8 protein-coding genes are annotated in these 7,622 nt (G+C 60.6%); 6 read left to right on the forward strand and 2 right to left on the reverse strand.

What is annotated here, in order from left to right:
- Window positions 1-206 precede the first annotated feature (206 nt).
- The 4 genes from HX830_RS07690 to HX830_RS07705 are packed head-to-tail and all read left to right on the forward strand — an operon-like array spanning window position 207 to window position 4,525.
- On the forward strand, window positions 207-896 hold the full coding sequence (locus tag HX830_RS07690) for a methylamine utilization protein (protein WP_247263213.1): 690 nt from the start codon (window positions 207-209) through the stop codon (window positions 894-896).
- Window positions 880-3,237 carry a putative bifunctional diguanylate cyclase/phosphodiesterase gene (locus HX830_RS07695; protein WP_177099594.1) on the forward strand — a complete coding sequence of 786 codons (2,358 nt, stop codon included), beginning with the start codon at window positions 880-882 and terminating at the stop codon, window positions 3,235-3,237. The genes HX830_RS07690 and HX830_RS07695 overlap by 17 nt, the downstream gene beginning before the upstream one ends.
- Window positions 3,238-3,242: 5 nt before the next feature.
- Window positions 3,243-4,103: a DUF3034 family protein gene (locus tag HX830_RS07700; RefSeq protein ID WP_177099596.1), complete on the forward strand. Its 861-nt coding sequence runs from the start codon at window positions 3,243-3,245 to the stop codon at window positions 4,101-4,103.
- A complete protein-coding gene (locus tag HX830_RS07705) occupies window positions 4,103-4,525 on the forward strand; it encodes a group I truncated hemoglobin (RefSeq protein ID WP_103494377.1) in 423 nt (140 codons plus the stop codon). Before HX830_RS07700 ends, HX830_RS07705 begins: the two co-directional genes overlap by 1 nt.
- 192 nt (window positions 4,526-4,717) lie before the next feature.
- On the opposite strand, the gene HX830_RS07710 is transcribed toward HX830_RS07705, so the two are convergent.
- The gene (locus HX830_RS07710) at window positions 4,718-5,056 is read right to left on the reverse strand and encodes a DUF6124 family protein (protein ID WP_177099256.1); all 339 of its coding nucleotides are present in this window, start codon (window positions 5,054-5,056) and stop codon (window positions 4,718-4,720) included.
- A gap of 568 nt (window positions 5,057-5,624) precedes the next feature.
- Here HX830_RS07710 and HX830_RS07715 point away from each other — a divergent pair.
- Both HX830_RS07715 and HX830_RS07720 read left to right on the forward strand, forming a co-directional pair.
- Window positions 5,625-6,254: a Pr6Pr family membrane protein gene (locus HX830_RS07715; protein ID WP_152740942.1), complete on the forward strand. Its 630-nt coding sequence runs from the start codon at window positions 5,625-5,627 to the stop codon at window positions 6,252-6,254.
- Window positions 6,255-6,406: 152 nt separating this feature from the next.
- Window positions 6,407-7,060 (forward strand): Pr6Pr family membrane protein, encoded by a 654-nt coding sequence (locus HX830_RS07720; RefSeq protein WP_177099598.1) that lies wholly within the window; start codon window positions 6,407-6,409, stop codon window positions 7,058-7,060.
- Window positions 7,061-7,142: 82 nt separating this feature from the next.
- Here the strand turns inward: HX830_RS07720 and HX830_RS07725 are convergent.
- Window positions 7,143-7,622, reverse strand: a 480-nt coding sequence (locus HX830_RS07725) for a hypothetical protein (protein ID WP_177099600.1), incomplete at its 5' end; no start/stop codon positions are given.

Consider the following 7,622-nt stretch of genomic DNA (forward strand, 5'->3'; position numbering starts at 1 on the left):
ATAGTTGATCAATAAGCGTTGTACAGAAGTGTTTTGCATGTAAAGGTTTTGCCGATCAAGCGGTTGGTCGTCGGCTGTGCCAGGATAGTGGCTAATGGCCGTATTTGCCGCGTGCTCTTCTCTGCAACCCCCGGTAATCTGCATTCGCGGAACATTTTCATGCCAAGGTCGGCCCCCACGATCACACACTGATGAGTAGTTGCTGCATGGCCCGCCCAACTTCGTTGACCGGATTGTTTCTGTTTGTTGCATGTCTGCTGTCGAGCGGCCTGGGTGTGGCCGCCGGTTTCCAGGCCGAGATCGTCGATCAGGACGGCAAGCCCTTGCCGAACGCGGTCTTGACCTTGCAGGGCGATGTGCCGCCGCCGATCTTCAGCCTCAAGGCCGATATGGACCAGCGCGACAAACAGTACGCCCCCCATGTGCTGGCGGTACATACCGGCACCCAGATCCGCTTTCCCAACAGTGACAATATCCGCCATCAGGTCTATTCCTTCTCGGCGCCCAAGCGCTTCGAGCTGCGTCTTTACGAAGGCACGCCGTCGGACCCGGTGCTGTTCGACAAGCCGGGTATCGTGGTGTTGGGTTGCAACATCCATGACTGGATGCTTGGCTATGTCTATGTGACCGACGATCCCTGGTTTGCGGTCAGTGATAAAAAGGGCTTGATCCGCTTCGACAAACTGCCGGCCGGCCGCTACCACATAACGCTCTGGCATCCCCAGGTGGCCGATATGCTGCCGCAGCCAGGAGGCGAAATCGGTGTGTCCGCCACGGACCTGAAGCAACGCTTCAGCCTGTCGATCCAACCCCTGTCGCCGGATGCACCCGCGGCGCCGGCTCCGAGTGCTTTCGGCGATGCCTTCAATAAAGCTGTCAGTGAAACTGCGAAGTAGCTTTCAGGCGCGGGTCGCCTGCGTCCTGATCCTGCTGTTGCTGGTGGTGGTCGGCGCGCTGTATTTCAGCGTCAAGGCCGCCACCAACAGCGCGATCCGCAGCCAGGCTGGCGAACAATTGCAGCTCGGTACCCGGGTGTTCGAACGCCTGCTGGATGTCCAGAGCCGACGCCTGAGCGATGGCGTGCAACTGTTGGCGTCGGACTTCGGCTTTCGCGATGCCGTGGCCAGCGGCGATTCGGCGACCATCCGCTCGGTGCTGATCAACCACGGCAAGCGCATCAACGCCACTGACATGATCCTCCTGAGCATGGACGGCAAGGTCCTCGCCAGTACCCTGGACGATATGCCAGAAGGTTCGCAGTTCCGTTATGACCACGCGTTGCGCGAAGCGCGGCGGGCCAAGCAGTCGACCCTGATCGTGCCGTTGCAGGGCCATCCGCACCTGCTGGTGGAAGCAACGGTGCTGGCGCCCTTGCCGATCGCCCGGGTAGTGATGGGCTTTTCCATGGACACCGAGTTTGCCCGCGAGCTGCGTTCGTTGAGCAACCTGGAAGTGTCGTTCCTGACCGTGGATATGCAGCAGCCCGGGCAATTGGTGAGCACCCAGTCGCCGGCCATGGCGCAGAGCATTGAACACTTGATGCTCGCCAGCGCCGATAAACACATCCAGCAACTGACCGAATATGAGCAGCACAGTTTCCTGAGCAAGACGCTGATGCTGGCCAGCACCGCCGATGAAAATGACAACCAGGTCATCGCCTTGTTGCAAAGTCCACTGGATGCGGCGATGCAGGCATTCGCGCCCCTCGACCAGAACATTCTGCTGATCGCCCTGATCTCGCTCGTGGCGTCCCTGGCCGGTGCCTTGTTGCTGGCGCGCAGCGTTTCGCAACCGGTGCGGGCGCTGGCCCAGGCGGCGGAACGGATCGGCCAGGGCGATTACCAGACCCCGGTGCCGCTCAAGCGCAGTGACGAGCTGGGACTCCTGGCCACCGCCTTCAACTCCATGCAAAGCGGCATTGCCGAGCGCGAGCAGCAACTGGCGCACAATGCCTTGCACGACGGGCTCACCGGGCTGCCCAACCGGGCGCTGGCCATGGAACGCCTGGGCAGTGCGATCAGCGCCGGGCGGTCGGTGGCCCTGGTCTACCTGGAGATCGACAACCTGCGGGCGATCGGCGAAGCCGGTGGTCCCGACGCGGTGGACCTGATGCTGCAACAGGTCGGCCAGCGCCTGCTGGGCGCCCTGCGTGCCGGCGATACCGTCGCGCACCTGATCGGCGGCGAGTTCCTGCTGCTGTTGCAGGGTACCGCCAGCGACGGCGCGGTCGCCACCGCAGACAAGCTCCAGCAGCTGTTGCTCAAGCCCCAGCGGATTGCCGGGCATGAAGTGGCCCTGGATTGCCGGATAGGGATTGCCGCCTTCCCGGGGGATGGCCTGTCCGCCGAAGAGCTGCTCAGCCGCGCCGCCATCGCCATGAAAGATGCCGAGCAGATTCCCGGCCGCATCCAGATCTACGAACAGGGGCGCGACCTCGCGCATCGCCGCCAGGTCACCCTGATTCGCGACCTGCGCCATGCCGCCGCCAACGGCGAGCTGCTGTTGCATTATCAACCCAAGCTGGATATCCGTGAGGGTCGCGTGCGTCAGGCCGAAGCCCTGTTGCGCTGGCAACACCCGCAGTTCGGCATGGTTTCGCCGGCGGAGTTCATCGCCCTGGCCGAACGCACCGGCAGCATCCAGATCCTCACCCACTGGGTGATCGAGGAGGGCATACGCCAGTTGTCGGAGTGGAACCAGCGGGGCCTGCGCTTGCAACTGTCGTTGAATATTTCGGCGGAGGACCTGCTCGGCCCCGACCTGACCGACCGGGTTTCGGCGTTGCTCAAGCAATACCGGCTGCCGGCCGAACAATTGATTTTCGAGATCACCGAAAGCGCCGTGATGCGCGAGCCCGAGCAGGCCTTGAAGGTCCTGCACCGGCTGCGCGAGTGCGGCATCAGCCTGTCGGTGGATGACTTCGGCACCGGTTACTCGTCGCTGGCCCACCTCAAGCGTCTGCCGGTGCAGGAACTGAAGATCGACCAATCCTTTGTCCGCGACCTGGATGAAACCAGCGAGGATGCGGTGATCGTCCGTTCGACCATCGAAATGAGCCACAACCTGGGGCTGAAGGTGGTCGCCGAGGGCGTCGAATATGCACATAGCTTGCGTCTGCTGGAGCGCTGGCATTGTGACACCGCCCAGGGTTACCTGATCAGCCGCCCGTTGACCGCGGCAGCGTTCGAGGCCTGGGTTGCCTTACCTTTGGGTTCACCGTCCGTTGTGGTTCATTGACGGCCATGAAGCGTTTATCTCTCTTGCTCTGCGGCCTGGCCTGCCTGGGAGCGCAACCGGTTCTGGCCGACAACGGCCGTTTGATCGCCACGGGCGGGGCCAGCAGCCTCGAAGGCCCGGCGGGCGGCGGGATCACGCCCTGGGCGGTGCTGACCGGCTATGGCGAGCAGAACGAGTGGAGCGCCACCGCGTTCGCCACCACGGTCAATCTCCCGGATTATCGGCTCGATGTGGCCGGGGTCGCGTCGTCCTACGACAACCGCGTGGAGGTTTCCTTTGCCCGCCAGCGCTTCGACCTCGGGTCGCTGGTCAGCAAGCTGAGCCTGCCGGAAGATCATCTGGGGCAGGACATCCTTGGCCTGAAGGTGCGCCTGTTCGGTGATGTGATCTACGACCGCTTGCCCCAGGTGTCCCTGGGGCTTGAGTACAAGCACCAGACCAACTTCGAGATTCCGCAACTGGTGGGCGCCAAGCGTGACCAGGATGTGGAGGGCTACCTGGCCGTCAGCCGCCTGTTCATGGGCGCGGCCTTCGGTTACAACCTGCTGGTCAACGGCGGCGTGCGCTACAGTCGGGCCAACGAGCTGGGGCTGATGGGCTTCGGCGGCGATCGGCGCGATACCCGCAGCCTGCTCAAGGAAGGCTCGGTGGCGGTGCTGTTCAACCCGCGCTGGGCCATGGGCGTGGAGTATCGGCAGAAGCCGGACAACCTGTCGTTTTCCGGTGAGAGCGATTGGGCTGATCTGTTTGTCGGCTACTTCCCCAACAAGCATGTGTCCTTTGTCCTGGCTTACGCCAAGCTCGGAGAGATCGCGACCCTGGATAACCAGAACGGCACCTATCTGTCCGTGCAGGGGAGTTTCTGATGCGTGGCCTGAAACTGCTGCTGGTGGTTCTGCTGCTGGCCGGTTGTGCCCAGCAGCCACCCAAGGATGACAGCCTCTATCGTGACCTGGGCGAGCGGGCGGGGATTACCCGGATTGTCGAGGGCATGCTGTTGAACATTGCCCACGATCCGCGGATCGTCGAGCGTTTTCGCAAGATCGATATCCAGCGTTTGCGGGACAAGTTGGTCGAGCAGTTCTGCGTGGAAGCGGGTGGGCCTTGCGTGTACACCGGAGATACCATGGCCGAGAGCCACAAGGGCCAGAACGTCAGCCGCAGCGATTTTAATGCGCTGGTGGAAGACCTGATTGCGGCGATGGATACCCAGGGTATTCCGGTGCCGGTGCAGAATCGCCTGATTGCACGGCTGGCGCCGATGCGGGGTGAGGTTATTCAGCACTAGGGTGAGTCGCTGCGATTTGGTGTTGTCTGTGTAGGTGTAGTTGCCTGAGTGTTTGCATAACGGCTACTGGCCTCTTCGCGGGCAAGCTCCGCTCCCACAGTATTTGCGTTGAGCCTGGATGTTGTGCACGACACAAATCTAATGTGGGAGCGGAGCTTGCCCGCGAAGAGGCCGGCCCAGACACTACAAATCTTATGGGTGCTCTACGGCACGCTCATTCAACGCCGAATCCACCAACGCCTTCGCCAACTCGATCAGGTGCACCACGCCCAGCACCACCTTGCGGTTGGCGCCGCTCAGGTTTTCCACGGATTCATAGGCCGTCGCGGCGGCAGATTCGAGCAGCTCATAGGCGGCGCTCAGCGATTCTTCCGCGCGCACATCCGTGCGGATCCGATACAGGCTCTCCGGCAGTTTGTAAGGCTCAGGCGGTTCAAGCGGCGGCAGGTTGTAATGGGCGAATACCCGGTCGCTGGTCTTGTCGTGCTTGTACAGCGGGTTGATGGGGGGATCGGGAGTAATCTTCGACATAGGTCTAGCTCTCTCAACATGGGTTGAACTGCTACCGAGTCGCGACTAAACGATGGGGGTGGCAGCTGTACGCAGGTTAGTCGACCGGCGAGCTAAGGAACCGGCGCGCCCGAGGGCGCCCTGCGCACAGCCACCATAAAGTGCAGGCAACAAAAAAGCGCCTGAACAGGACGATGGCGCTATGCGCCTTAACTCAACAGTGGGCGACTAAACCCGATCACCGAATTGGCAGTGACCAACGAAGACTAGCCACGTGTTTTGGCAGGCGCAAGCGGTCAGGATTTTCTAGGAAACTTCATACGAATGAAAGAGCAAAGTCGTATTCGGGGGGTTGATCCATCAAGCCTTCCAGGGACCGCTAACGCGCCGCACCAGCCTTATCAGTCGGTAGCGCTTTTCCAAAGTGTCTGCGAGCGGGGGCGCCGTTGGTCAGGACTGTCATTTCTGACAGTAGAGCCTTATCTCGCGTTCTTCTAGGGTCATGCTCAAAGGCACTGTGTTGTATCGAGTGCTCGGCCGACGGGGATCTTTGGGATCGCAGAGGTTACGAGAGTCAGGAACCAAGCTCATGAGCGATGGCAGGGGTTGGGCTGGGATTGCCCTGAAGGGCGCGGCACTGCTGGGCTGGGCGACATTGGGCATCCAGCTCTACCAGAACTGTCAGGCCGCGGGGAGCCTGTTGGGTGGACTGGATGACTTCTTCAGTTATCTCACGGTGCTGATCAATATCCTGGCGGCGCTGGTGTTGACCTGCGTGGCAACCTCGGGAGATTCGACCCTGCGGCGTTTCTTTCTCCAGCCCTCGGTTCAGGGTGGCGCGGCGGTCGGCATGATTCTTGTTGCCCTGGTGTACAACCTGCTGTTGCGCGTTCCGTTGAGTTTCCAAGAGTTCCAGTGGGTCCCCGATGAGTTGATGCACGACGTGATGCCGATGCTGTTTTTGCTCTATTGGTGGTTCTGTGCGCCAAGGGGTCGCTTGTTATGGCGGGATGCGTTGCCGTGGCTGATCTATCTGCTGGTCTACTGCGTTTACCTTCTGGTGCGCGGATACCTGATTGGTGCCTACCCTTATGACTTCATCGATGTGGGGGAGCTGGGTTATCCCCGGATGTTTATCAATGCCGGGCTGGTGGTGTTGGTATTCGTGCTGCTGTCGGTGCTGCTGATTGCGGTGGATCGCTGGCGAGGCCAGCGTTGAACGACGATGACCGCTGGTCAGGACTGTCATTTCTGACAGTAGAGTCTTGTCCTGCTTTCTTCTAGGGTTTTGCTCAATAGACAGCCTGTTTATAAGCGTCCAATCGATTGGGGCTTTGCCGTCGCAGGTGCCGCGTGGCCAGGAGTCAGCTTATGAGCAACGAAATGGTATTAACGCAGAGCACGGGCGGTATTGCCGTGAAGATCGCGGCCCTGCTGGGATGGCTTGCATTAGCCCTCCAGCTCTACCTGATCCTGATGTCGCGCTGGCAGGGCGACAAAAGCCTGTTGGGCGGGGTGGATATCTTTTTCAGCTATTTCACGGTGCTGACCAATATCCTGGTGGCGATCGTGCTGACCTGCGCGGCCACATCAGGGGATTCGCCGTTTCGGCGGTTCTTTCTCAACCCCAAGGTCCAGGGCGGTGTGACCGCCGCCATCGTGCTGGTCGGGCTGGCGTACAACCTGCTGTTGCGCCATACGTGGAACCCCCAGGGCCTGCAGTGGGTGGCCGATGAGCTGCTGCACGACGTGATGCCGGTGCTGTTTGTGATCTATTGGTGGTTCTGCGTGCCCAAGGGCACCCTGCAATGGCGGGATTTCTGGCCGTGGCTGATCTATCCGGCGCTCTACTTCGTTTACGCCCTGGTGCGTGGCTACTTTGTCGGCTCTTACCCCTATCCCTTTATCGACGTGGACCAGCTGGGTTATCCCCAGGTGTTTATCAATGCCGTGATGGTGCTGGTGGCGTTTGTGGTGATATCGCTGGTGGTGATTGCCGTGGATCGGTGGAAAGGCAAGGGCTGATCCTGCCGGTGCAGGGGAAACGGCTGGGGCCGCAGAGCACTAGCCCGCGAGACGAAGGTTTCGCGGGCTAGTGGAGCGCTGATCAGTTGACCATGGCGTAGATCTCGTATTGATTGTCCGTCATGTCGTAGTCGTTGATCCTCATGAATAAATTTCCGCTATGGGTATCAGCGCCAAGCTCATTGATATTCCACACGGGTAGTGCCGTACCGTTCTCCCCCCACTTGTAAAGAAGCTGTCCATGGCGTGCGCCAGGTCCGCTGTAGGGAAAACGGCTATTGCCTTCGATATTGATGATGCTGCTTTCAACGCCAGCGGGCCCGCACTGGGTCACGATTTCACCGTTTACCCCCGCTACATAGATGCCCCAGCTCGCCGTCCGCTCAGCGACGGCGGGGGCTTCGAGTGCCAACAGAACCGTGGGCGATGGGGTCGATGTGCTGCTGGGTATGTATTCATCCCAGCCGGACTTGCGGGGGATCAACTCATTGGCCCAACCCTCGTTGGCGCTGACCATCACAAACAGGGGCTTACAGGAGGGGATGTGGTGGTTTAATTTCCC

It is taken from the genome of Pseudomonas gingeri (assembly GCF_013385425.1).
Taxonomy (GTDB): domain Bacteria; phylum Pseudomonadota; class Gammaproteobacteria; order Pseudomonadales; family Pseudomonadaceae; genus Aquipseudomonas; species Aquipseudomonas gingeri_D.